24 protein-coding genes are annotated in these 26,080 nt (G+C 40.4%); 20 read left to right on the forward strand and 4 right to left on the reverse strand.

What is annotated here, in order from left to right; translation table 11 throughout:
* The first annotated feature begins 75 nt into the window (after positions 1-75).
* The 4 genes from mutS to DC498_RS07000 all read left to right on the forward strand — a co-directional run bounded on the left by mutS (position 76) and on the right by DC498_RS07000 (position 4,882).
* Complete coding sequence (gene mutS, locus DC498_RS06985; RefSeq protein ID WP_116873425.1) at positions 76-2,679, forward strand: DNA mismatch repair protein MutS; 2,604 nt, start codon at positions 76-78, stop codon at positions 2,677-2,679.
* A gap of 94 nt (positions 2,680-2,773) precedes the next feature.
* On the forward strand, positions 2,774-3,475 hold the full coding sequence (locus DC498_RS06990; protein ID WP_116873426.1) for a hypothetical protein: 702 nt from the start codon (positions 2,774-2,776) through the stop codon (positions 3,473-3,475).
* Between the two features lie 140 nt (positions 3,476-3,615).
* A complete protein-coding gene (locus tag DC498_RS06995; RefSeq protein WP_116873427.1) occupies positions 3,616-4,320 on the forward strand; it encodes an ABC transporter ATP-binding protein in 705 nt (234 codons plus the stop codon).
* Positions 4,321-4,330: 10 nt separating this feature from the next.
* The gene (locus tag DC498_RS07000; protein WP_206197544.1) at positions 4,331-4,882 is read left to right on the forward strand and encodes a cob(I)yrinic acid a,c-diamide adenosyltransferase; all 552 of its coding nucleotides are present in this window, start codon (positions 4,331-4,333) and stop codon (positions 4,880-4,882) included.
* A 1-nt stretch (position 4,883) separates the two neighbouring features.
* On the opposite strand, the gene DC498_RS07005 is transcribed toward DC498_RS07000, so the two are convergent.
* Positions 4,884-5,987, reverse strand: coding sequence for a tetratricopeptide repeat protein (locus DC498_RS07005; RefSeq protein ID WP_116873428.1), 1,104 nt, complete (start codon positions 5,985-5,987; stop codon positions 4,884-4,886).
* Between the two features lie 32 nt (positions 5,988-6,019).
* Positions 6,020-6,670 carry an ABC transporter ATP-binding protein gene (locus DC498_RS07010; protein WP_116873429.1) on the reverse strand — a complete coding sequence of 217 codons (651 nt, stop codon included), beginning with the start codon at positions 6,668-6,670 and terminating at the stop codon, positions 6,020-6,022.
* 223 nt (positions 6,671-6,893) lie between these two features.
* On the opposite strand from DC498_RS07010, the gene DC498_RS07015 reads away from it, so the two are divergent.
* On the forward strand, positions 6,894-7,115 hold the full coding sequence (locus DC498_RS07015; RefSeq protein ID WP_116873430.1) for a DUF2795 domain-containing protein: 222 nt from the start codon (positions 6,894-6,896) through the stop codon (positions 7,113-7,115).
* A gap of 331 nt (positions 7,116-7,446) precedes the next feature.
* A complete protein-coding gene (locus tag DC498_RS07020) occupies positions 7,447-9,699 on the forward strand; it encodes a patatin-like phospholipase family protein (RefSeq protein ID WP_116873431.1) in 2,253 nt (750 codons plus the stop codon).
* Between the two features lie 108 nt (positions 9,700-9,807).
* On the opposite strand, the gene DC498_RS07025 is transcribed toward DC498_RS07020, so the two are convergent.
* Entirely contained in the window at positions 9,808-10,866 is a 1,059-nt protein-coding gene (locus tag DC498_RS07025) for an arginase family protein (RefSeq protein ID WP_116873488.1), read from the reverse strand.
* Positions 10,867-11,119: 253 nt separating this feature from the next.
* On the opposite strand from DC498_RS07025, the gene DC498_RS07030 reads away from it, so the two are divergent.
* From DC498_RS07030 to DC498_RS07055, 6 genes are all read left to right on the forward strand, one after another.
* On the forward strand, positions 11,120-12,937 hold the full coding sequence (locus DC498_RS07030; protein ID WP_116873432.1) for a serine hydrolase: 1,818 nt from the start codon (positions 11,120-11,122) through the stop codon (positions 12,935-12,937).
* A gap of 22 nt (positions 12,938-12,959) precedes the next feature.
* Entirely contained in the window at positions 12,960-13,415 is a 456-nt protein-coding gene (locus DC498_RS07035; RefSeq protein ID WP_116873433.1) for a GNAT family N-acetyltransferase, read from the forward strand.
* A gap of 113 nt (positions 13,416-13,528) precedes the next feature.
* Positions 13,529-14,872 (forward strand): S41 family peptidase, encoded by a 1,344-nt coding sequence (locus DC498_RS07040; protein WP_116873434.1) that lies wholly within the window; start codon positions 13,529-13,531, stop codon positions 14,870-14,872.
* A gap of 197 nt (positions 14,873-15,069) precedes the next feature.
* Positions 15,070-16,509: a 3-keto-disaccharide hydrolase gene (locus DC498_RS07045; protein WP_116873435.1), complete on the forward strand. Its 1,440-nt coding sequence runs from the start codon at positions 15,070-15,072 to the stop codon at positions 16,507-16,509.
* 10 nt (positions 16,510-16,519) lie between these two features.
* Positions 16,520-18,574 (forward strand): plastocyanin/azurin family copper-binding protein, encoded by a 2,055-nt coding sequence (locus DC498_RS07050; protein WP_116873436.1) that lies wholly within the window; start codon positions 16,520-16,522, stop codon positions 18,572-18,574.
* A gap of 104 nt (positions 18,575-18,678) precedes the next feature.
* Complete coding sequence (locus DC498_RS07055) at positions 18,679-19,569, forward strand: ThuA domain-containing protein (protein WP_116873437.1); 891 nt, start codon at positions 18,679-18,681, stop codon at positions 19,567-19,569.
* A 28-nt stretch (positions 19,570-19,597) separates the two neighbouring features.
* Here DC498_RS07055 and DC498_RS07060 read toward each other — a convergent pair whose 3' ends face one another.
* Positions 19,598-20,689, reverse strand: a complete 1,092-nt coding sequence (locus tag DC498_RS07060) for an MBL fold metallo-hydrolase (RefSeq protein ID WP_116873438.1) — start codon at positions 20,687-20,689, stop codon at positions 19,598-19,600.
* 295 nt (positions 20,690-20,984) lie between these two features.
* Here DC498_RS07060 and DC498_RS07065 point away from each other — a divergent pair, with 295 nt between their 5' ends.
* From DC498_RS07065 to rpsD, 8 genes are all read left to right on the forward strand, one after another.
* Positions 20,985-22,748 (forward strand): ABC transporter ATP-binding protein, encoded by a 1,764-nt coding sequence (locus tag DC498_RS07065; protein WP_116873489.1) that lies wholly within the window; start codon positions 20,985-20,987, stop codon positions 22,746-22,748.
* A 134-nt stretch (positions 22,749-22,882) separates the two neighbouring features.
* Entirely contained in the window at positions 22,883-23,260 is a 378-nt protein-coding gene (locus tag DC498_RS07070) for an endonuclease domain-containing protein (protein WP_116873490.1), read from the forward strand.
* Between the two features lie 155 nt (positions 23,261-23,415).
* The gene (locus DC498_RS07075; RefSeq protein ID WP_116873439.1) at positions 23,416-23,823 is read left to right on the forward strand and encodes a hypothetical protein; all 408 of its coding nucleotides are present in this window, start codon (positions 23,416-23,418) and stop codon (positions 23,821-23,823) included.
* A gap of 116 nt (positions 23,824-23,939) precedes the next feature.
* Positions 23,940-24,158: a translation initiation factor IF-1 gene (infA, locus tag DC498_RS07080; RefSeq protein ID WP_116873440.1), complete on the forward strand. Its 219-nt coding sequence runs from the start codon at positions 23,940-23,942 to the stop codon at positions 24,156-24,158.
* Positions 24,159-24,184: 26 nt separating this feature from the next.
* A complete protein-coding gene (gene rpmJ / locus DC498_RS07085) occupies positions 24,185-24,301 on the forward strand; it encodes a 50S ribosomal protein L36 (protein WP_116873441.1) in 117 nt (38 codons plus the stop codon).
* A 93-nt stretch (positions 24,302-24,394) separates the two neighbouring features.
* The gene (rpsM, locus tag DC498_RS07090; RefSeq protein ID WP_116873442.1) at positions 24,395-24,775 is read left to right on the forward strand and encodes a 30S ribosomal protein S13; all 381 of its coding nucleotides are present in this window, start codon (positions 24,395-24,397) and stop codon (positions 24,773-24,775) included.
* A gap of 94 nt (positions 24,776-24,869) precedes the next feature.
* Positions 24,870-25,274 (forward strand): 30S ribosomal protein S11, encoded by a 405-nt coding sequence (rpsK, locus tag DC498_RS07095; RefSeq protein ID WP_116873443.1) that lies wholly within the window; start codon positions 24,870-24,872, stop codon positions 25,272-25,274.
* A gap of 137 nt (positions 25,275-25,411) precedes the next feature.
* Positions 25,412-26,017 (forward strand): 30S ribosomal protein S4, encoded by a 606-nt coding sequence (rpsD, locus tag DC498_RS07100; RefSeq protein ID WP_116873444.1) that lies wholly within the window; start codon positions 25,412-25,414, stop codon positions 26,015-26,017.
* Positions 26,018-26,080: the final 63 nt, after the last annotated feature.

The following is a 26,080-nucleotide window of genomic DNA, read 5'->3' on the forward strand; positions in this document are numbered from 1 at the left end:
AAAATATATACTTTAATTTTGGGGAAACTTAGGGGAAATAGTTGCGGTACAGTTCATTAAATTTGCCACCCCAGTATGGCAAAAGCAAGTTCAGATACTCCGTTAATGCAGCAGCACCGCGCAATAAAGCAGCGCTACCCGGATGCGATTTTATTGTTCAGGGTTGGCGATTTTTACGAAACCTTTGGTGAAGACGCGATCGTAACATCGCAGGTGCTTGGTATTACGCTCACCAAAAGAAATAATGGTGCGGCATCATCATCCGAACTGGCAGGCTTTCCGCATCACGCATTAGATACTTATTTGCATAAACTTGTAAAAGCAGGTTATCGCGTAGCTATATGCGATCAGCTTGAAGACCCGAAAGCAGCCAAAGGAATTGTGAAACGCGGTGTAACGGAAATGGTTACACCGGGTGTTGCTACCAATGATAAACTGCTTGAGCACAACAGCAATAATTTTTTGGCAGGTGTTTATTTTGGAGAACATATAGTAGGTACTGCCTTCCTTGATATATCAACCGGCGAATTTTTTGTGGCGGAAGGAAATGCGGAATACGCGGATAAATTGTTGCAGAGCCTCAAGCCGGCGGAAGTTGTTTTTCAACGCAGTTTTCAAAAGCATTTTAAAGAAACCTTCGGCACAAAATTTTATACCTATACTTTAGAGAGCTGGCTGTTTGAAGAAAAATATGCCACAGAAAGTTTGCTGAAACATTTTGGCACACATTCGCTTAAAGGATATGGTGTAGAAAATATGCATGCCGGTATTATTGCGGCCGGCGCGGTATTGCATTACCTGAAAGATACAGAGCATCCTAATCTTCAGCATATCACTTCCATTCAGCGCATTGATAAGGATGAACATTTATGGATGGACCGGTTTACCATCCGCAACCTGGAATTGCTGGGCACCGGCGTGGATAGCGGGCATACATTACAGAAAGTAATGGATAATACGGTTTCTCCTATGGGTGCCCGTTTACTGAGGCGATGGCTGGTATTGCCGCTAAAGGATATGGCAGGCATTAATGAGCGGCTGAATCTTGTGGAGTATTTTATTAAAGAAGTTGATCTACGTACAAAGATCATTCAGCATATTAAACAATGCGGCGATATTGAACGGCTGGTAAGTAAAATACCCTTAAAAAAAATAAACCCACGCGAAATAAAGCATATAGCCCGCGGATTACAGCATATACAGGAAGTAAAAAACAGTTGTATAAACAGCAGCAATGCTTACCTTAAGCGGTTGGCCGACAGCCTGAATCCCTGTACATATATAGCTGAAAAAATAAACAAGGAGATCACGGAAAACCCGCCGGTACAGGCAAATAAAGGTGGCATGATCAACACAGAGGTGCATGCTGAACTGGATGAGCTAAGAAGCATTGCTACTAACGGCAAAGATTACTTGCTGGATCTGCAACAGAAAGAAATGCAGGCAACAGGCATATCTTCTTTAAAAGTGAGCTATAACAATGTGTTTGGTTATTACCTTGAAGTGACTAACTCACACAAAAGCAAAGTGCCTGAAAGCTGGATACGAAAACAAACGCTGGCAAATGCGGAAAGATATATTACGCCGGAGCTAAAACATTACGAGGAAAAAATAACCGGGGCCGAAGAAAAAATATTCCAGATTGAATTGGAATTATATGATAAGCTGCTGGTTGAATTGCAGGATTATATTGCACCGATGCAATTGAATGGAAACATACTGGCAATACTGGATTGCCTGCTGTGCTTTGCAGGTAACGCGCTGCAGTATAATTATAAAAAACCGGAGATGCACGATGGAGCGGCATTAACGCTGAAAGACAGCCGGCACCCGGTTATTGAACGTTACCTGCCCTCTGACGAACAATATATTACCAACGATATTATACTCGACCCGGACAGCCAGCAGATCATTATACTTACCGGGCCCAACATGAGTGGTAAAAGCGCATTGCTCAGGCAAACCGCGCTGATCACACTAATGGCGCACACCGGAAGTTTTGTGCCGGCATCTGCTGCAAGCATACCTGTTACAGATAAAATATTTACCAGGGTTGGAGCATCCGACAATTTAAGCGGCGGCGAATCAACTTTTATGGTAGAGATGAATGAAACAGCCAGCATTATCAATAATATTTCGGCGGCCAGCCTGATATTGCTCGATGAAATAGGCAGGGGAACATCTACGTACGATGGTATTTCGATAGCATGGAGCATAGCGGAGTTTCTGCATAATTCACCGCACAAACCCAAAACATTATTTGCTACGCATTACCACGAGCTGAATGAACTGGAAAATAAGCTTCCCCGTATTAAGAACTATCACATCACCAATAAAGAAGCAGGCAATAAAATTATTTTTCTCCGCAAATTAGCACCGGGGGGAAGCACGCACAGCTTTGGTATACATGTGGCTAAAATGGCCGGTATGCCTCCTGCGTTGATTGACCGCGCCAATGCGGTGCTAAAGCAACTGGAAGAAAAGCATGGAGATGGCGGACCCGATATATCTTCTGCCGTAAAGCAACTGGCAATACCGCAAATGCAACTTTCTATTTTTGATGCACACAGCGAAACTTTTGATGAAATAAGAAAGCTGCTGGAAACTACTGATATTAACCGGCTTACCCCCGTGGAAGCATTATTGAAGTTGAATGAGATTAAGGGAATGCTGAAGTAATGTGAGAATGTGGAAATGTGAGAATGAGTGAACCGGGAAAGTTGTTTGGAGATCAGGGGGAACGTATCAGTAAATCAGTTAATCATAGGTAGTTATGGGATTAGATAGTGTTGAAATATTAATGAAAGTAGAAAACACTTTCGGTATTAAAATCCCTGACCATGAGGCTGAAAAAATTATAACTATAGGTGATTTTCATAATGCTGTATGGAAGCATCTTTCGGGAAAAGATAGTGAAGGGTGTAGATCCCAAACGTTATTTTATCGCCTGAGAAAAGGATTTCAGGATTATTTTAATGTACCTTATTCAGAAATTTTATTAAATACCTCACCCGAAAATATTTTTCCTGAAGAAAAGCGCCGGGAGCACTATTATGATTTTGCGATAAGTACTGGCTTAGCTTTACCTCAACTTGTTTTAACTAGACCATGGGCTAATTTTCTGAATACAACAGGATTTTTATTTATTGCCGGCGGAGCGGTTACCTCTAATATGCTTATATTTTTTTACAATCAATCAAAATGGTTACTACTTATTCCTGTTGCTGGTATATGTACAACTATTCTGCTTTCTTATTCATTAAATTCAAAGCGTACCCGAATACCTTTAAAAACACTGCGTGCTTTTACTGAACAAACGCTTATGCTGAATTTCGCTGCCATGCATTCCGATGAAGGTGCCAACAGAAAGGAAATGGAATTTGTTATAAACCATATTATTTCAGATATGGCTGGTGTAGATATTGAAGAAATTACACCAGGCAAGAAAATAGCTGATGATTTGGGCATTGATTGAACTGTCAGTAGTTAACGGCAATAAGTACATTACGTTGATTACCCGACCTGCTTTTGCTTTCTCCCGTCCATCCATATTTTCCCGATTCCACAATCCCATTTCGCTTATATTTGTTTCAGGAACATCTATAATAACTATTTATGCACTCAATCATTCACCTGGATAATATCAGGAAAAGCTACTTTATGGGAAGACAGGAGTTACAGGTGCTGAAGGGTATATCACTCGATATCCGGAAAAACGAATATGTAGCGCTGATGGGACCTTCAGGTTCAGGAAAAAGTACTTTGATGAATATTCTCGGTTGCCTTGATTCGCCAACCGGCGGAGACTATTACCTGAATGGTCACCAGGTTAGTAAAATGGCAGATAATGATCTTGCAGAAATTCGTAATAAAGAAATAGGTTTTGTGTTTCAGCAATTTAACTTATTACCAAGATTAACTGCCGCGGAAAACGTGGCCTTGCCACTTATATATTCCGGTATTCCTAAAAAGCAGCGTACTGAAATGGCAATGCATGTATTAGAGCAGGTTGATCTTGCCGACAGAAGCCATCATAAACCAAATGAATTAAGTGGTGGTCAGTGCCAGCGTGTAGCCATAGCAAGAGCATTGGTCAATAATCCTTCGCTGGTTTTGGCAGATGAACCAACAGGTAATCTCGATACAAAAACCTCTTACGAGATCATGAACATTTTCAGCAAAATACAGGAAGCCGGAAATACAATTGTGCTGGTTACACATGAAGAAGATATCGCTAATTACTCCAAACGAATAGTGCGCTTACGCGATGGCGTTATAGAAAGTGACAGGAAGGTGGAGAAGGCTGCTGTTGCAGGGTAAATCATCCCTTATGGCTATAAGAATTTATACAAAAACCGGTGATAAGGGAAGCACATCCCTTATCGGGGGGACTAAAGTGTCTAAATCTCACCTGCGTATAGAAGCATACGGAACGGTTGATGAACTGAATGCACATATAGGTTTGTGCAGGGATATACTCACGGATAATAACAGCCGTAATACACTGCAAAAAATCCAGAACGATCTTTTTGTAACTGGCTCTTTGCTGGCTTGCGATCCGCAGAAGGATATTAAGATGGCATTGCCGGAAATTGCTGAAAGCGATATTGCTTTATTAGAGAAAGAAATAGACCGGATGGATAGTGTGTTGCCAGCCATGAAATATTTTATTCTGCCGGGAGGAGATATTGCCATCTCTCAATTACATATTGCCCGCTGTATCTGCCGCCGTGCAGAGAGGTGTTGTGTGCGGCTTGATGAAGCATCAAAGGTAAACCCAGCCATTTTAAAATATCTCAACCGCCTGAGTGATTATCTTTTTGTATTGGCACGTTATACCGGCCATCTTAATAAGATTGAAGATATACCGTGGAAGCCTTAAATTACCTTTTTTTCAGGTCCGGGATAGCCTCATATAGCTCATCAACATAGGCCTGTTTAAATTTTCCCGTTTTTCTATATTGCTCAATAACCGCATTTGCCTTGTCATAATTTCCTTTTCCGGCATATGTAACAACAAGTTGCTGCATGTTTAAACCATTAGACGGGTCATATTGAAACGCTTTCTCAAAAGCCACATTTGCGTCATCAACTTTTTCAGCAAGCATATAGAAAACTCCTTTGTAATAGTTAAGAAAAGGATCACCTCCGGTAAGACTATCTAATTTGTTGATGGCATTAATTCCTTTTTCCATTTCCTTTTTAATATAATAAGCATCCAGCATTAGCAAATAAATATTTGATTCGTTGGGATAAATTTTAGCAAATGATTCAATTGCGGAGATATAATTGTCTGTATCGACATGCTGGCAGGCCTGAATATAAATTGTCTGAATAGCTTTGTTCTTCTTTATTTCACCTGTTTGCGATTCAACAAGTTTTTTTATTTCTGTATAAGCGCCTTTTTGTTGAAGTGTTCTTAATTGAGTAATGAAATTTACCTTTTCTTGTGCCTGGGGATCTATGGATGATTTGGATATGATATCATTTAACAATGCCGCTAAAGTTGCGCTTAATTCCTCTCCTGTCAAATAAATGTATATATCAGCAGCCTTTACAGTATCCTTTACTTTATAAAGAAGGAAATCATGATAATTTAAACCGCCATCTCCAAACATCCGGAAAAGAACATGTGTTTCATTATTTTTCTGATAGGTACGAACCAGGCTATAACTACCGTTTGCAATACTATTTATTATCTGGGCTCCCATTTGATTAAGATTAAACCCCTGTTGAAAGCCTGCCATAACAGCAGGGTCTTTAGAAATCTCACTTTTTGAAGAAATTCTCTTCATTAGTTCGGGCATATAAATAATGGTAGAAAAAACTGCAGGATTATTGCTATTGATGGATGTTTCTAATTTTTCGGCGAGTTTTTTTGCTTCATCTACGCTTACAGCATAGGATTGTGCAAAAGACCAGGCAGTTGTGGATAGGGTAAATAATGCTAAGGCTATGATCTTTTTTGACATTATTGTGTTTTTCATTTAACGAATTTTAAGATGCATCAGGTATAATTTTAAACCATCTTCCCATCTTTCATATGCAAAACCCTGTCGCTCATCTGGGCTAATTCTTCATTATGGGTTACAATCAGAAAGGTCTGTCCGTGCCTGTTTCTCAGATCAACAAAAAGCTTATGCAGTTCCCGGGCATTTTGAGAATCAAGGTTGCCGGTAGGTTCATCAGCAAAAACAATATCAGGCTTGTTAATAAGTGACCGGGCTACAGCCACGCGCTGCTGTTCTCCACCGGAAAGGGCGTTGGGTTTATTATCAATGCGGTCGTTAAGCCCAAGCGTTTCCAGCAACTCTTTTGCCCTTGCCTCAACTTCTTTCTTTTTTTTGCCTGCAAGCCAGCCCGGAATACATACATTTTCCAGCGCTGTAAATTCCGGAAGCAGGTGGTGAAACTGAAAAACGAAGCCCATGTGCTTATTCCGGAATGATGCCAGCTTTTTGCCTGCCAGGGTATCTACCCGCTCATTCTTCAGGAAAATTTCTCCACTGTCTGGACTGTCGAGCGTACCAATAATATGAAGTAAAGTGCTTTTGCCTGCCCCTGAAGAACCGATGATACTTACAATTTCGCCCTGGTTTATATCAAGGCTTACCCCTTTCAGCACCTGCAGGTTACCATAGGATTTTACAATGTTTTTGGCTGATAACATTACCGCGTATTAGGTTGTTTAAGACGGGAAATTAAGCAATAGTGTTCATAAATGCCCAATGCCGCATGCAATAAAAAAATCGGCTGCCCGTTCACCTTTTTTTGAGCGTGAATAAGTGAATTTGGAAATTACGTGCTAAACTTTACTTTTGCGGAAAATTTGCAGGGTATAAAGCCTGTAAAACCGGAAAGAAATCTGATCATCCATAAAATTAAAATAGACAATGTTCTGGACACTTGAACTGGCATCCTACCTGGAAGACGCTCCCTGGCCCGCCACAAAAGATGAATTGATTGATTATTCCATTCGTAGCGGTGCGCCTATCGAGGTGATAGAAAACCTGCAGGAGCTGGAAGACGAAGGTGAGATATATGAAGGTATTGATGATATTTGGCCTGATTACCCATCTCAGGAAGACTTCTTCTTTAATGAAGATGAGTATTAATCAGTCCAGCATTATCCACACTTATGTCAACCGTTCTTTGCAGAGCGGTTTTTCGTTTTGATATTTCCTCCATATGCTTCATGGAACTTTCCCTTTATCAATTAAATAACCCTTTTATAACAAACCTGCCGCTGATTTTCAGGCAGCTTGTTTTAAATTGAACTCCGGATCCCCACTTGTGAAAGCGTGCTGCTTACAGCTGTTTCGATGTTTGCTGATTTGTTTATTACGGTAATTAACTTAAATAACCCGCGCATGCATACAATATCGGCGGAATAAATACTTTTAAAGATATGCACTGATATCATGCAAAGTGTGTTGACCAGTTACTATGAAATATATTTTTATATCGTGTTTGTGGATTTGCTGTTTATGGGGTGGTGTATATGCACAGCATAGCTCCAGACCAAAAATAGGGCTGACACTTAGCGGCGGTGGAGCTAAAGGGCTGGCGCATATAGGTATATTAAAGGCAATAGATTCGGCGGGCTTGAATATAGACTATATTACCGGCACAAGCATGGGCAGCGTAATTGGCGGTTTATATGCTGCCGGTTATTCGGCAGACACTATTGAAAGAATAGCAAAAACAATGGATTGGGATCTGTTGCTCAGCAATCAATCTTCGCTGCAAAGTATATTCATGGCTGAGAAAGACGAATATTCCAAATATATTGTAGAGCTTCCCTGGCAAAATCACAGGTTTAACCTGCCAACCGGTATTCTTGAAGGGCAGGAACTCTGGTTAAAATTTGCCGAATTATTTTTCCCTGTTTGTAATGTAAAAGATTTTTCAAAACTCAGTATCCCTTTTAAATGCATAGCAACAGATGTTGGTACAGGAGAAGCCGTAGTAATGGAATCCGGGGAAATAGTTTCGTCTATACGTTCCAGCATGGCAATTCCGTCTTTTTTTACGGCGGTTAATATGCAGGAAAGAAGGTTGATTGATGGAGGAGTGGTACGAAATTTTCCTGTACAGGATGTAAAACGAATGGGCGCTGATATTGTTATAGGAAGTAATGTTTCAACAGGTTTGCTGAGCTCTAATAATGTACGCAACGCGATACAGGTATTATTGCAGGTAGCATTTTTTCGCGAAGCGGAAGATCATAAAACCGAGATACCGCTTTGCGATATTTATGTTAATCATAACCTGGAAAAATACAATATGGGCAGTTTCGGCCAGGCAATTGATATTCTTGATGCCGGTATTGAAAGAGGAAAAGAATTATACCCGGCCTTTAAAAAACTTTCTGATTCACTGGATGCTATTTATGGTCCCCAGCCGCTTAAAGCTAATCGTTTGCCATCTACGGAAAAAGTAAAAATAACTTCTTTTGAGATCAGCAGCCTGAAAAATACAACGATAGAATTTTTCATTAATACACTAAACCTGAAAACAGGCGAATGGTATACGGCAACAGATATATCCCGTATGATACGCCACGCCTTTGGTACAAGATATTACAACCGCATATTGTATTCCCTGCACGAGCAACCAGACGGCAGCTATAAAATTATTTTTGATGTAATTGAAAATCCCCTCACGTTCGCCAAAGTAGGATTACATTATGATAAATTCAGCGGCATCAGTGCTATTATAAATCTTACTACCAGAAATTTTCTGATCAGTAATTCAAGAGACCTTGTTACAATAAATATCGGTGATAATTTTCGTGTACGTGGTGAGCATCTGCAGTATATTGGCAGGCATAAAAATGTAACAGCATCACTCAGTGCCCAGTATGATAGATTTAGTGTAAGCACATACAATGATTTTATTGCAGAAAAGCCATTTAGTCAGTCTGGTTTATTTAAAAGACAGTATGCAAGGTTTGATGGTAATATCGGTTTTTCGGCAGACAGGAGGTTTGCAATTGGTGTAGGCGCAAGAGAAGAAATTGTAAAGTACAACCCTGTAATAGCATCAAACTTTGAATTTAAAGGAACCGTTAGCATGCCGACTGCCTACGGGTTTATTAAATATAATTCGCTGGATAAAAGAATTTTTCCTAATAAAGGTGTCAGGATAGATGCGGAAGCAGGTTGGGTATTCAGGCAAAATATAAACGTGTCTGTGTTGAGAGATGGAGATCCATACCCGGAGGCGGTTTCTGCCATTTCAACACAACCTTATCTCAGAACGTCATTCAGCCTGGAATCTTACTATCGTGTGCTTCGCAGGTTAACGGCAATAGCATCAACACAGGCGGGTGCTAATTTCAACTACACCAACAATATTATGAACGAGTTTTCGATAGGGGGTGTTTTGCCGCTTTATAATAACCAGGTTACGTTTATCGGGCTGCCGGAAGGCTCAATATATACACCCACTGTTGCGGCTTTTATGGGGGGCTTCAGGTATGAGTTTTTGTCGAACACTTATGCTACCGCCAAAGCAAATGTGTTGTTTACCAATCTTATTAATAAGAGTGTATTCTTCAATAATCCTGATTTTATGTCGGGGTATGGACTTTCTTTCGGTTACAACTTTGCATTAGGCCCGCTTGAAGTAGGCGCTATGTATAGCGACAGGTCTGGTAAAATATATTCTACAGTAAGTTTTGGGGTAAGCTTTTGATGGAGGGTGGAAAGTTTGTGCTGCAAGACACAGGGGTTCACGATGATTCCGGTTGCAGGTTGTAAGTTTTACACTTCACCATTGCCTGTTCACTATTGAGGTATTGCGTTATTGTTTACGGTTCACTTTTATAAAATTACTCACCAGTTCGCTCACCAGCTTTGCGGCAAAAGCATTCGACTGGCCATTGACCAATTGTGCGGCGCCTTCGCAAATATGCAGGTAAGCAATATGGGGATAGTATGCAGTGAAGTTAATATATTGTCTTGCCTGTAAGGCAGTAAAGCCTGAAGGGTTTGACGAGCTGGAGAGCATTTGCTCAATGCAATCCATATCTAATTCTATACCGGTAAAAGATTCTTCTGTAAACGATATTGCCTGCACAATCGCCTGCCGGAAATTAAGTTTTTCGCGTAAGCTTATGTCTTCAAAAGTTGAGTATTGAATATTTATATTACTGTATAAATCATCCATTACACGCTGGCTATTGTAATTTTCCTGTAAGCCGATAACAGCGTATTTTTTAAGAAAACCCTCTTCCATAGCATAACGAAAGCTATTGCCACTATGTCGGCCTTCTGCAATACGGTAACCGGAGTGAGCATCAGCATTCATCACATTGATTGCCGCGCTGGCTAGTTTTCCTGCTCTCTGCAATCCCTTAGCTGCGCCTTTAATCAGCGGGTATGCGTTATTGTGACCACCGCCAATAATAATTGGTATTTTACCTGCCGAGCTGATTGCTTTTACCATGTTTTCTACTTCATTGTCTATAATATTGGCAACTGCATGCCTGCAGGCGTCAATCAATTCATCCTGGTTTTTAGCGTTGGCGGTAATAAGCGATTTGATATCACTGAAATCGAAATAACCTGATAATATTACTTCTTCTCCTGTAAATGCATCTGTGCTCTGCATATTACACAAGGCCTGCAAAAAAGGGAGCCAGATCGTTTCTGTTCCACCCACACCGTAATTTGCTCTCACGCCAATATCTTCAGGTATACCTACAATAACATATTGCGCTTTTGATTGTGATAAAGCATCTGCCAGGGGCATATCAGGTAAATGCTGAAAACATTCTCCAAGCTTGGTTTCAAAGCGTCTTAAACGGGTGATGCTTAAAATGTCCTGCCGTTTATACAATTTAAAATAAGGATATGCCATGATGTGAGATATTTGAATAAATATAAGTATAGTTTTATTCACACCGATACCTTGCCGGGAATTTGAGCTATTGCGGAATATCTGATCTCCTGAGGGCTTCAAAATGCAAATTGCCTTACCAGAAACCAACTGATATTTTAAGTTTGTTTCAGCGGCGCTCAAAGATGATGCAAGGGTGCGGAATTTATAGGTTTATGCATACTTTTATGCCTTTCTTCAAATGTGCCGGAATCTTTATTTAAATTTTACTTCTATGCTTAAATACTCCCTGGTTTTATCACTACTTTTTTTTTCATTGTTTGCTTTCTCTCAAAAAAAAGCATCACAGGCTGATAAAAGACTGGACGGATTGGAAACAGCGCTTGAAAAATTGCTGAAAGACTGGAATGCTGCCGGTTTTGCTGTTGCTATAGTAGAAAAAAATAAAACCATTTACAGCAAAGGTTTCGGCTATCGGGATGTTGAAAAAAAATTACCTGTTACGCCCAATACCTTATTTGCTATTGGCTCCTGCACCAAAGCGTTTACCGCATCATTGCTGGGATTGCTTCGCAAAGACGGGAAAGTTGAATTTGATAAACCTGTAAGAACATATTTGCCTGAACTGAAGTTTTATAATGATGTAATGGATAACCTGGTCACTGCCCGTGATATGATGTCGCACAGAACCGGGCTGCCACGTCATGATTTTTCCTGGTATTTGTTTCCCACAACCAGGGATAGTTCTATATATAATATCCGCTATTTTCAACCTACTGCCTCGGTGAGAGAAATATGGCAGTATAATAATTTCATGTTTGCCGCACAGGGCGTTCTGGCTGAAAAGCTATACGCAAAAAAATGGGAGCAACTCATAAAAGAAAAATTTTTTGATTCGCTTGATATGAAAAAATCTACCTGCTATATAGATGATTTAAGAAAAAGTGAGGACGCCGCAAAAGGGTACGGATTGTTTAAAGACAGCATCATCAGGGAGATGGATTATTATGATATTGGAGGGATGGGGCCTGCCGGAAGTATAAACAGCAGTGTAAATGAAATGGCGAATTGGGTAAAGGCCTGGATAAATAAAGGCGAATATAACGGCAGAAAGATACTGCCTGATAATTACATAACTGAGGCTATCAGCTCGCAGGTAAGTATTCCCGGTGCGCTGCCAACCAGTGAAAATCCCGATATACACTTTGCTACTTACGGGCTTGGCTGGTTTTTGCAATCCTACCGGGGACATTATTGTGTTTCACACGGTGGAAATATTGATGGGTTCAGCGCTCTTACCAGTTTTTATCCTTCTGATAGTATTGGCGTGATCGTTTTGGCTAATCAAAATGCTTCTCCTGTTCCTTCCCTTGTTCAAAAAATAGTGGCTGACAGAATGCTGAAGCTTCCGCGCAAAGACTGGAATGCACTCAGGCTGAAAGATAAAGCTAAGAATAAGGAGAACCAGAAAGAGGAAGAAAAGATAAAATCAAAACCCAATATTACCTATGCGCCGCCAACGCATAAAACAAAAGATTACGAAGGATTGTATTCATATAATGGGTATGGCACAATTGATATTGTTTCTAAGAATGATTCTCTTTTTGTTTTGCTTAAAAACAAAACCTACTGGTTAAAACATGCTACTTATGATGTATTTTATTTGTATGATGTAGATAGACGTTATGGAATTGACACCAGCGATCAAAGCAATTTTGCGGTACAGTTTGTGATAAATAAGATCGGTGAAATTGAATCCCTGGAAACGGAATTACAGTTTGGGTTACCGGCCTTTGTGTTTAAGAAAGTGCCCAAACCTTTACCTGTAGCTGCGGAAACACTGAAGAAATACGAAGGTGAATATGTATTGGGAGGAATGACCACAAAAGTATATGTAAAAGACAACTCGGTATTATATGTGGTTGTGCCGGGGCAACCGGAATATGAAACCGTACCGGTAGGTAATGAGGAGTTCAAATTAAAAATACTGTCAGGGTATAGTGTTAAGTTCCTGTTGAATGATAAAGGTGATGTAGAAGCAATGAACTTTATTCAACCCAATGGAACGTTTAAGGCAACAAAAAAGAAATGATAATTACTGTAGTAAATAAAATATGAATATTACCATAAGACGGGCATTAAAAGAAGATTGCGCAAGATTATTAGAGCTGGTTAAAGAGCTTGCATTATATGAGCGTGCGCCGCAGGAAGTAACCGTAACCATGCAACATTTTGAAGAGAGTGGCTTTGGAAAAAATCCGGTATGGTGGGCTTTTGTTGCAGAGAGTGATAATGTGGTTATGGGATTTGCATTGTATTATATCAGGTATTCAACGTGGAAGGGGCAGGCAATGTATCTTGAAGATATTTTGGTAACCAGTGATATGCGTGGAAAAGGTATCGGCAATTTGCTTTTTGAAAGATTGTTTGAAGAAGCGAAAGAAAAAGGATTCAATCGTATTTGCTGGCAGGTACTGGACTGGAATGAGCCTGCCATAAATTTCTACAAAAAATACAATGCATCTTTTGATGGCGAATGGATTAATTGTACCGTGGATATCGCGAAATAAACCAACCATCTTCTCATCACCACGTATATTAGACTTTATAAGAGGTTGTTAATACGATCAGCGGTTTACTATATGAGCATGTTATTTGATATTTTTAGTAAAAATCTTATTCAATGTTGAGTATAGCCTGTAAAAAGATATTCGGTACTATCGCTTTGCTGTTTTTCATATCTGCTCTTCTTGTTTCATGTAAAAAAGATGGTGCCGGCATAGAGAATTTGGCAAAAGACTCAGCCTGGTTATATACGCAGGAGTTATACCTGTGGAATCAAAACCTTCCTTCAAGGTTTGATGCGCGGAGTTATAACGATCCCAATGCTGTAATGGTTGCGCTCAGGGCATATAGTACAGAGCCGGGGTTTACCGGTCCTGTTGACAGGTGGAGCTTTGCGGCTACAAAAAAAGAATGGGATGATATAAGTTCAGGCATAAGTGGTGATTTTGGTTTGGGGATTTTTTTTAATGCAGCAAATGATCTGCGCGTATCTTATGTGGAACCTGCGTCACCTGCCGGACAGGCAGGCATTCAAAGAAGCTGGAGATTTACGTCCATTAATGGCAATACCACTATTGATACCAGCACATCAAATATAGCCCGCATAGCCAATGCTATACAAAACAGCAATACAGGAACGTTCATTTTTCATCGCCCGGATAATACAGATACCACTATAACGCTAACTGCTGCAATATACCAGGAAGAACCTGTTCTCCTGGATAGTATATACAATGTGGGCGGAAACAAAGTAGGTTACCTTGTGTATAATTCCTTCCTGGGCAGTATATCAACTATGAAAAGCCGGTTTAATACGTTGTTTAGTAAGTTCAGCAGTGCGGGTGTATCTGATATGATCGTTGATCTTCGGTATAATGGCGGCGGTTATGTAGAGTTGCAGAATGAACTGGCAAATTATCTCGTTCCTTCTGCAGGCAACAGTGGTGTGATGCTGAAGGAGGAATTTAATGATAAGTATAGCAGTGTGTATGACACTACCATAAATTATGCAAAGAAAGGAGCGTTGAACCTGTCCCGTATTTTCTTTATTACAACAAAAAATACTGCATCGGCAAGTGAATTATTAATAAATAGTTTAAAACCATATATGGATGTTAAGCTGGTTGGCCGTGCCTCTCATGGCAAACCTGTTGGCTTCTTTCCTTTATCTGCAGGCAGCTGGTATGTATTTCCGGTATCTTTCAGAAGTGTAAATAAAAATGGTGAAGGAAATTATTTTAACGGATTACAGCCTGATGCTACGGTGAGTGATGGTTTAGACAAAAACTGGGGAGATACAGAAGAAAACTGTTTGGCAAGCGCACTGCATTATATCAGTTCAGGGTCATTCTCAAGAATTTCAGGCCGTGAGCAGCAGGATATGCTTATAGAGCCGGGTAATGTAAAATTGGGGGCCAGGAAATTCAGGGGTGCGGTTGATAAAAGACTGCTGGAAAAATAATTTTTTGGATAAAAAGGGTAGCGCCTATGGCTTTCGGGTCATTCTCTTTGTGAAACTTTGTGTAAACCTTTGTGGCTCCTTGTGTAAAAAAATCTTACAGCTACCCCGCCGGAATAATTTAAAATACGCCCAAATCATAATTTGCAATCTTCCACTGAAAACATATCTTCATCTTTTCTTCATAATCACTAATTACGATGACCGCAAAAAAGATCCTGTTTTCCCTGGGGATTACTGTTTTATGTTATTGCAGTTACGCCCAACCGAACGATTTTATCAGTATTGATCTCACCAGTTTAAATGCTTTTGGCAGTTATGGTTCCAACTGGACAATCGCTTCGAATGCTGAAGCCGATATCAATAAAAAAGGTTACATGAAAGCCCTGCCCGGCACAGGTGCTATTGTAAATATCGTTTCATCAAAAAGCAAAGCTCATCTCATTACCAAAGAAGCATTTGGTGATGTTGAACTTGAATTGGATTTTATGATGGCTAAAGAATCCAACTCCGGTATATACCTGCAGGGCAGGTACGAGGTGCAATTATTTGATAGCTGGCAAAAACTCCGTCCTACTTATATCGATTGCGGCGGCATATACCAGCGCTGGGATGATAACAGAGCGGGAGAAAAGGGCTATGAAGGTATCGCACCATTTACCAATGTTGCAAGGGCGCCGGGATTGTGGCAACACATCAAAATTAAATTCAGGGCTCCGCGATTTGACGATAAAGGAGTGAAAATGGAGAACGCACGCTTTGAAGAAGTTTATCTTAACGGCGTATTGGTACAGCAACAGTCAGAAGTTACAGGACCAACCCGTTCTTCTGCATTTAATGATGAAAAACCAACCGGCCCCGTAATGATACAGGGAGATCATGGCAATGTAGCGTTTCGGAATATCAGGTATCGCAGGCTTCAATCAAATGATACTGCTGTGCAAACCAACAGTAAAAACGGACGAAGAAGAGATCTTCCCACACCGATTATTGTAAATGCAGAAGCCCGTCCTTATTTGCTGCGTAGTTTTCTCAACTACAAAAATAAAATGCTTACACATGGCATATCAGTAGCAAACCCTAACCAGGTTAATTATTCATACGATATGAAAACGGGCGGACTGTTCCAGGTGTGGAGAGGACAGTTTGCAGACGCCACTGACCTGTGGTATGAACGAGGTGAACCCTACCAGCGTATTGTTCCTTTGGGAAGTGTGATCGTATTGCCTGATGCTCCTGCTGTTGCGGTGCTTAATGATTTGCAAACTACAGCCTGGCCGGATTCTGTTGCATTTGATGATATGCACAACAAAGGCTATGCACTTGATGAAAACCGTTTCCCCACTTTTACATATGAACTCAATAATATAACAGTGACGGATAAGGTATCTGTGCCGGATGCATCAGGTATAACAAGAACAATAACTGTTGCCACACCTGTTTCTAATTTGTATTGCAGGGTCATCAGTGCTAAACAAATAGATATAGTGGGGAAAAGAACGTTTGTAATAGATGATAAATCTTACTACATCAACATCAGTGAAAAATTAAAACCTGTTATACGGCAGATAGCCGGTTTGCAGGAATTGCTTATTCCTGTGACATCTGCAGATCCTGTAATCTATTCTATTACCTGGTAATTTTATTAAGATGACAATCAGATATTCAAACATACATTTCCATATAAAAAATGTTTTCTGCTTCCTGCTTATTTCCATAGGTATTACTATTCAGGCGCAGGATAAAACAGATACTGTTCATGTTCAGAAGGAAGATGATTTTTATGATATCATTACTGTTCCTATTCCTGATGATATTATTCTTGAAGTAGGTGGTATGACTTTTTTACCCAATGATGCCCTGGCTGTTTCAACGCGCAGGGGAGAGGTGTGGATCATTACCAATCCATATATGAAAGATGGGTTAAAACCCCAGTACAAATTGTTTGCACAAGGCATGCATGAAGTGCTGGGATTAAATTATATAAACGGGGATATTTATGCGGTGCAGCGTTCAGAGCTTACCCGCCTTCGTGATCATGATGGCGATGGTGAAGCAGATGAATACGAGACCGTATATACATGGCCGTTAGCAGCCAATTATCATGAGTTTTCTTACGGCCCTGTTTTAGATAAACAGGGCAATATGATCATTACTTTAAACCTAGGATGGGTATATGATCATGGAGAAAGCTTATCAAAATGGCATGGCTGGATGATTAAAATTTCGCCGGATGGAAAAATGAAACCATTTGCAGCAGGTATGCGTTCGCCTGCAGCATTCGCTTTAAATGATAAGGGAGATATTTTTTATTCTGAAAACCAGGGCGACTGGGTGGGTTCCGGCAGTATTACGCATGTAGCTGAAGGAGATTTTGTTGGTAATCCTGCAAGCCTCGTATGGTCTGGTTTGCCGGAATCAAATGTAAAATTGAAAAAAGAAGACATACCGGATACGCATGAGCCGAAATATGATGTGGCGAAAAGAGTTCCGGGTTTAAAACCGCCTTCTGTTTGGTTTCCGCATACTATATTAGGTATTTCCACATCGGGTATATTAAGTTATGAGGCGGCAGGAAAAATGGGACCCTTTGAAGGACAACTTTTTGTAGGTGACCAGGGACAGAGTAAAATTATGCGGGTATATCTTGAAAAGGTAAAAGGTGTATACCAGGGTGCAGTATTTCCTTTTCGGGAAGGTTTTTCTTCTGGTATTCTTCGTTTAAACTGGGGCTCTGATGGTAGTATGTTTGTAGGTATGACGTCACGTGGATGGAGCTCAACCGGTAGAAAATTATTTGGTTTGCAACGCATGGTTTGGAATAGTAAAGTGCCGTTTGAAATGAAAACTATTGAAGCAAGGCCGGATGGTTTTGAAATTTCTTTTACGCAGCCTGTTGATGTGAGCTCCGCTAAGAATGTTGCTTCTTATGCCATTGGAAGTTTTACTTATCAGTATCATCACAACTATGGCAGTCCTGTAATAAACCAGGGTACTTGCACTATAAGAGCTATTGAAGTATCACCGGATCGTTTAAAGGTAAGACTTGTAGTAGATAGCCTTAAGCTGGGGTATATTCATGAAATAAAAACAGAAGGTATTGTATCTGCTGATAAAAATACATTATTACATCATGTAGGGTATTATACCCTTAATCAGATCCCTGATGGAGATAAGCTGGTTATTACTGATGATAATAAAGTGAAGCCGGTTATGCAGCATGATCATATGGCGATGACAGGAAAGAAAACCAGTGCAGATTCAACAAAGAAAGCAGTTACTGCACCAGCAGTAAAATATATGGTTAAACAGCCCGCTGCCTGGAAAAACGGCGTTGAGCGTACTATCAAATTGGGAACCTTGCCGGGCTTGAAATACGACCTGGAGACCATTACAGTTAAAGCCAATGCAAAAGTAAAGCTCATTTTTAATAACAACGATGATATGCTGCATAATATGGTTATTACAAAACCTGAGGCTGCAGACAGAGTGGGTGAAGCGGCGATGAAACTCGGATTGAATGGGGAAAAAGTGGGGTATGTTCCTGATTCTCCTGACGTTTTGTTTCATACAAAACTATTAGGACCGTCAGAAACAGAGACGATATATTTTACAGCGCCTGATAAGCCGGGAAAATATCCTTTTGTGTGCACCTATCCGGGACATTATTTAATGATGCGGGGAGTGTTGGTAGTAACGAAATAATAATGCTGTGAAACTATTAAACTTCAGCACTCCGTATTGATATGATTGAACAGGCTTCTGGCAGCAATAAGAATATCAGGTAAATTATCAAATATATTTTAAGCATGAAACTGATCAAATTCTTTTTACTCTGTATGCTCACAATCTCTTTTGGGCATAATGCATCTGCACAAAAAAATGATAAAATAAAGGTTTTGATAATTGATGGTCAGAATAATCATGACAATTGGCCGCGAACCACGCCAATGATGAAAGGCTATCTTGAAGAAACAGGGCTTTTTGTTGTTGATGTAGCAACTACTCCACCTGCAGATGCTTCCATGGAAGGGTTTAAGCCTGATTTCAGTAAATACAAAGTGGTATTGCTGAACTATAACGGTAAAGATTGGCCGAAGGAAACCAATGACGTTTTTGAAGCATTTGTATCAGGCGGTGGCGGTGTTGTTTCCGTTCATGCGGCGGACAATGCTTTTCCGGAGTGGCTGGCATATAATAAAATGATCGGTATAGGAGGCTGGGGCAACAGGAGTGAAAAGGACGGTCCGTATGTATACTATGATAGTACGGGTAAAATAGTGAAAGATAATACCCCCGGCGTTGGCGGGAGTCATGGAAAGTTTCACCCGTTTAAAATTGCTACGCGGGATAAAAACCATCCGATAACAAAAGGAATGCCTGGAGTATGGATGCATAGTGCTGATGAGCTTTACGATCGTCTTCGGGGGCCTGCTGAGCATATGACAATACTTGCTACGGCATACAGCGCTGTAGCACAAAGAGGAACAGGCAGGGATGAACCTATGATGATGACGATTACTTATGGCAAAGGCAGAATATTTCATACAACATTGGGACATGCTGACGAATCGCAGCAATGTGTAGGCTTTATTACTTATTTGCAAAGAGGAACGGAGTGGGTGGCGACAGGAAAAGTAACACAAAAGCCGCCGAAGACATTTCCGGGTGAGGAGGAGGTAGTATTGAGGAAGAAGTGATTGGAGTCTTATGAATTTTCTATTTCCCTTACCATCTTCCTGACCACCATTGGTTGGTCGTAGTACTGTTGACCGGGATTCTTTCTCCCAGTGAAGGATGAATGATATTAACGCCCGCCGTATGTGCCGCTTTCATGAGGCGGTCAATCGGATCGTGCCAGGTATGTGTAGATAATGAGAACTTTGCCCAGTGAACAGGCAACAAAGCGCTTGCTTTTAAGTCAATAGCAGCCTGAACCGTTTCTTCCGGGAACATGTGAATATTCGGCCACATCTCGTTGTATTGCCCGTTTTCTAATATAGCAATATCGAATGGTCCATACTTTTCGCCTATTAAAGCAAAATGGGTATCGTAGCCGGAATCTCCCCCAATAAAAATTTTACTGTTTTTTGAGACCAGTACAAACGAAGACCACAGCGTTTTATTCCGGCTGAAATTTCTTCCTGAAAAATGTCTTGCAGGTGTAGCGGTAAATTCCAATCCTTCTTTGGTGGTATAGCTTTCCCACCAGTCGAGCTCAACTATTTTTTTAGCGGGAACTCCCCAGTATTCCAGGTGTGCACCAACACCGAGTGAAGTAATGAACAGCGGCACATAATTTTTCAGTTTCTTTATAACCGTATAATCAAGATGATCATAGTGATCATGTGTAATAACGATAATGTCAATGCCCGGCAGATCATCAATGCTGAATGCATTGCTTCCTTCAAATGCTTTTGAGCCAGCATAAGAAACCGGTGAAACCCTTTCACTGAATACAGGATCAACCAAAACATTAACGCCATCTACCTGCAGTAAATAAGAAGAGTGCCCAAACCATGTTATTTCCGGTGTGTCTTCGGCTTGAGGAAAGTAAGATGGCCTGATAAAAGGCAAAGCCTTATGTGGTGAGCGATTGGGGTGTTTGGTAAAAAACATTTCTTTAATAATCCTGGGAATAGAAACGCCTGGTTGCATGGTTTTTGTTTCAGAGAGATTCTGAAAACTATTGTTTTTATAATGGGGAGATTTTTTTATCCTTTCAAGTCTTTTTCCTGAGGGAACTTCTCCAAATGAAGTTTGTTGAAAAAAGAGATATATAATAAAGACTGCTGCGGCTGCAATGATCAGGAATAGCATTGGATGAAATTAATCCGGAAAGATAAAAATAACAAATCAAAAATCCTGTTGATAGCTCTGATGGAGTGCATTTAAAATTTTCGCGTGTATCGCAATCCTGAGCAGATGCCTCGTGCCCCGGCATGACAGACGGTTGGATATATGTTGAACAGTAGTACAAATGCTGAACGATTGCTCCATTGCTGAGCAGACCCTTGTTGCCTGTCATGCCGGGGCACGAGGCATCTGCCGTAGCAGTAGTACCAATACGCGAAAATTTTAAATGCACTGCGGAGATGTCATTATCTTTAAGTATATGAAAATACTATGGCGGTATCTGCAACCGCATAAATGGCTTATTATTCTTTCGCTTGTATTGGCTGGCATTGCACAGTTGCTCACTTTAATTGACCCTATAATATTCGGAAAGATCATTGATGAATACGCGAATAATCCGGGTGATAAAACCGAAAAAGAATTAGTGAATGGCGTGGTTTTCTGGCTCGTGATTGCTGTAGCTATAGCACTTATTTCAAGGCTTGTAAAAAGCTTCCAGGAATATATTACAAGGTTGGTGGTGCAAAAATTCGGCATGCAGATTTTTAATGACGGGCTGAGACAGACACTTCGTCTTTCTTACCAGGAATTTGAGTTGCAAAGAAGTGGTGAAACATTATCAACACTGCAAAAAGTACGTACAGATACGGAACGGTTTATCAACTCATTTATCAATATTCTTTTTTCATCACTTATTGGCGTTGGGTTTTTAATATGGTATGCCATTACCAAACACTGGTTGCTTATTCCTGTATTTATAATTGGCATTGTTGTATTGGGCGGATTAACCGGATTGCTGAGCAAGAAAATAAAAACATTGCAGCGTTCCATTAACAGGGAGACCAACCAGATGTCTGGCGCTATTACCGAGTCCTTGCGCAATATCGAACTGGTAAAAAGTCTTGGTTTAACCTTCCAGGAAATCAGAAGGTTAAGAGATCACACCCAAAAAATATTTGATCTTGAAATAGCCAAGGTAAAAAAAGTGCGGATGCTCAGCTTCCTGCAAAGTTCTGCGCTTACGCTCCTCCGTCAGTCCATACTTTTTATTTTATTATGGTTAATATTCAGGCATGTGCTCACTACAGGTGAGCTCATCAGCATGCAGTTTATTTCCACAACTATATTCGGTCCGTTGCAGGATCTGGGAAATATTATTTTATCGTACCGCGAAGCAGAAGCGTCTATTCTCAGCTTTGATAAGCTGATGCAAAAGCCGATAGAAAAGCGGCCGGAAGAACCTGTTGCTATCGGCGTGCTGGAATCTTTACAGTTCAGTGATGTGGTGTTTCGTCATAACACAGCTTCAATTAATGCGATTGATCATATATCCTTTACGGTTAAAAGCGGAGATACTATTGCATTTGTAGGTCCATCCGGTTCGGGAAAATCTACTTTGGTAAAATTGCTTGTTGGGTTATACCGCCCTGTTTCAGGCGAAGTATTTTTTAATAATGTGCCTGCATCGGATATGCGCTATAATGAAATGCGCCGGCAGATAGGATTTGTAACCCAGGAAACACAATTGTTTTATGGAACCATAAAAGAGAACCTGTTGTTTGTAAAGCCTGATGCAACAGATGAAGAAATCATTCATGCGCTGCACCAGGCATCCTGCGAAGCCTTGTTGAACCGATCGGAAAAAGGAATTGATACCATGCTGGGAGAAGGCGGTATGAAACTTTCCGGCGGGGAAAAGCAACGTATTGCCATTGCCCGGGCTTTACTACGGCATCCCAGGTTATTGATCTTTGATGAAGCTACTTCCGCACTGGATTCGCTTACAGAAGAAGCCATCACCACAACTATAAAAGAAATTTCGCAGCAGCGTGACCCCATCACCGTTCTTATAGCACACCGGCTTTCAACCATTATGCATGCCGATACCATATATGTATTGGAAAAAGGAAAAATTGTGGAAGCCGGAACACATGATTTCCTGGTAGAAAAGCGCGGCTTGTATTATGCCATGTGGCGCCAGCAGGTAGGGGAGCGGAGAAGTGAGGGAGTGGAGGGTGTTTAAGCAAATTTGAGATTAGTAACCCGCAGTAAAAATTTCCAGTTCTGTTAATATCCCCCGCTGGCGGGGGAAGGTTTTCGAATGAATTGTTTGTGTGCAGGGGTGGAAAATTAATTATATTAAACTATATGAATATTATGAGCAACCATGAAAATCACCATTATAACAAACAACTACAGCCTTATGCCAATAAGCTTCGCAAACAAATGACCAAGGCAGAAGCGTGCTTATGGAAATATGTACTGCGTGCGGGTAATTTAAATGGATTTTATTTTAGGCGTCAACGTCCTGTACTCAACTATATTGCAGATTTTATGTGCAAAGAACTGATGCTCATCATTGAAGTTGATGGCATTTCACATCAGTGGGATGGCGCTGCTGAAAAAGATGCAACCCGCCAAAAAAAACTGGAGGAAGCCGGCTTTACAGTACTACGTTTTGATGATGCTCAAATACTGAATAATATAGCCTATGTACATGTATACTTGTTAGATTGGATTGAAAAACACAAATAGGTATATTTTTGTCCACCCCATTTACAATTACTTTGGGGAGTAAAAACTTCCCCCGCCAGCGGGGGATATTTAAAAGGCTGATAATTCTGGCTTTGTAGATCCACATTTCCCCTTTTTTTCTTACATTTCCATGACAAACGCTAAACATTGCCATTATGATCAAAATTTCTGAAGTTAAAAACGGCGATATTGTAAACGCCCGTTTTGAAGATGTAATCAATACCGGGGAAGTAATACAGGTAGACCGGGAAGAACGAAAAGCGCTGGTTTCTCATGGCGACCAGGAATTTTGGTATGATGCAGAGGACCTCAGCCCGGTACTTTTTACGATAGACAGCCTTACAACATTAGGATTTATAGAATCCAGCGATCCTGTAATAATGGGAACCGGCAGGGCTTTTGTAAAGGGACCATTTATCCTGCAGTTTCCCGATGCTGCCAATACTGATCATATTCATCTGATTTACAGGGATGAACATAGGGATATCAAAGGCCCGATCTTTTTACACCAATTACAGAATCATTATCACTCCATGACCAATTTTCACCTGGAATTGTCGTAACTTTGCAGCCGCAAAATTCCGGTTATACATAGGTTTTCCCCATCAGGTGGGGAAAATTTACTCTTTTTTTGTAATAATCAACAATATAATCGTATCTTTGCGCACCCAAAAACGGTATGGCAAAACAGACACTCATTAAACAGGATGGAATAATTTTAGAAGCCTTGTCCAATGCAATGTTCAAGGTGAAATTAGAAAACGGTCACGAAATACTGGCCACCATCTCCGGGAAAATGAGAATGAATTATATCCGTATTTTGCCGGGCGATAAAGTGGGCGTTGAAATGAGCCCTTATGATCTGAGCAGGGGACGAATCATTTTCAGATACAAATAATATAATAACGTTAAAAAGCAAATAAGATGAGAGTAAGAGCATCCATTAAAAAACGCAGCGCAGATTGTAAGATCGTGAGGAGAAAAGGCGTGTTGTTTGTTATCAATAAAAAGAATCCCCGATTTAAACAAAGACAAGGATAGAAATGTTTATAGTTTGTAGTTTATGGTTTTTAAAAACGCTAGACTACAAACTACAAATAACAAACTATAAACTACAAACTATAAATTAAAAATATGGCTCGTATTGCCGGTGTTGATTTACCAAAAAATAAAAGAGGAGAAATAGGTTTAACCTATATTTTCGGTATTGGACGTTCTACTGCTCAGTACATATTAGATAAAGCTGGTATCAGCTTAGATAAAAAAGTAAACCAGTGGAATGATGAAGAGTTGAATGCTATCCGTAATATCATCACCAACGAATTTAAGGTAGAAGGTCAGCTGCGTTCTGAAGTTCAGATGAGCATCAAACGCTTACTTGATATTGCATGCTACCGCGGGTTACGCCACCGTAAAGGATTACCGCTTCGCGGACAGCGTACCCGTACAAATTCACGTACACGTAAAGGTAAACGCAAAACAGTTGCCGGTAAGAAGAAGGCAACCAAGAAGTAATAATATACTTATTGCCGCCGGATCCGGTTCACTTCCCGGGGAGGGGCAATTTGTTTTTTGTATAATAAACATTTAAAAGACTACCTCAGGTATTATGGCTAAAGCACAGCAAAACAGCGCAAAAGCCGCTGCTAAAAAAAGAATCGTAAAAGTTGACTCCTACGGAGATGCTCACGTAACAGCAAGCTTCAATAATATTATTGTAAGCTTAACCAACAAAACCGGACAGGTGATCAGTTGGAGCAGCGCCGGTAAAATGGGTTTTAAAGGTTCTAAAAAGAATACACCTTACGCTGCACAAATGGCGGCTTCTGATGCAGCCAAAGTTGCGCTGGAAGCTGGTTTAAAGAGAGTGGATGTATATGTGAAAGGACCTGGTGCAGGACGTGAAGGAGCTATCCGCGCTATTGCTAACAGCGGTATAGAAGTAAATATGATCAAGGATGTAACCCCATTGCCTCATAATGGTTGCCGTCCTCCCAAGAAAAGAAGAGTATAACGCTATTCCTGATTTATTGATTTCTGATTTGGAAATCAATAATCAATAATCAGCAATCATAAATATAACTGGGTGTTCGATTGATTTTAGATTTTTAATGATCGGGCATCTTTAATTAAAAAATCAAATTAATAACTATGGCACGTTACACAGGCCCAAAAACAAGAATTTCCCGCATTTTCGGTGAACCTATTCTCGGTAACGGTAAATACCTTACCAAAAACAGTAATCCTCCTGGTCAGCATGGACCTTCTAAAAAGCGTAAAGCCCCGGGTGAATACGCACTTCAGTTAAAGGAAAAGCAAAAAGCTAAATATACCTACGGTTTATTAGAGCGCCAGTTCCGCAAAACTTTTGAAGAAGCATCACGTCTGGGTGGTGTTACCGGTGAAAACCTTATCAAATTGCTTGAAGCAAGATTGGATAATACAGTTTTCCGTCTCGGTATTGCTCCTTCACGTCCTGCAGCAAGACAATTGGTTGCGCACAAACACGTAACTGTAAATGGTGAAGTGGTAAATATTCCTTCTTTCAGACTGAAAGCAGGCGATATTATCGGTCTTAAAGAAAAGAGCGCCGGCAATACTGCAGTTACAAGCCAGGTACGTGGTAAAAATCCTAAGTTCAACTGGTTGGATTGGAACGAAACTGAACTTACAGGTACATTTATTACTTATCCTGAAAGGGAAAGTGTTCCTGAAAATATTAAGGAACAACTTATCGTAGAGTTGTATTCTAAATAATGATTTTCATCTTCACACAGAGTGAAGTCACAATAGTTGATTCTATTATTAACGCGTACCGCC

The organism is Terrimonas sp. (genome assembly GCF_003075435.1).
In the GTDB taxonomy this organism is placed as follows: Bacteria; Bacteroidota; Bacteroidia; order Chitinophagales; family Chitinophagaceae; genus Agriterribacter.